The 457-nt window shown below is 65.0% G+C and carries 1 protein-coding gene; it reads right to left on the reverse strand.

The window, feature by feature from the left end; genetic code table 11:
* Nucleotides 1–457: Ig-like domain-containing protein (locus tag HU811_RS27180; RefSeq protein ID WP_263642033.1), on the reverse strand; the 457-nt coding region annotated here is incomplete at both ends.

Below are 457 nucleotides of genomic sequence, written 5' to 3' on the forward strand. Positions count from 1 at the left end.
GATGGCGTAGTTGTTCGAATCGGTGGTGCCCGTACCAGCGTTGCCCGCCGCGTCAGTCACGCCGGTGTTATCCAGGGTGATGAGGTTGCTGGTGTCGCTGACGCTGGCGCTTGGTGTGAGCGTACCGGTCCAGGTGATGCCGCCGTCGCCGCTGCTCAGGCCGGTGATCGTACCGTTGGCGACCGTCAGGTCGGCGGTGGTAAAGCCTGTTACCGCTTCGTTGAAGGTGATGGTCACCAGCGAGGTTTCGCCGACACTCAAGGCGTTATCGGCGACGACGATCGTCGCGGTCGGGCGCACCGTGTCGACAGCATAGTTGTTGGAACTGGTGGTACCGGTGCCGGCGTTGCCGGCCGCGTCCGCCACACCGGTATTGGCCAGGATGATCAGGTTGGTGGCGTCGCTGATGGACGCGCTCGGGGTGAGCGTCGCGGTCCAGGTGATGCCGCCGTCGCTG

This window comes from Pseudomonas tehranensis, assembly GCF_014268615.1.
GTDB classification, from domain to species: domain Bacteria; phylum Pseudomonadota; class Gammaproteobacteria; order Pseudomonadales; family Pseudomonadaceae; genus Aquipseudomonas; species Aquipseudomonas tehranensis.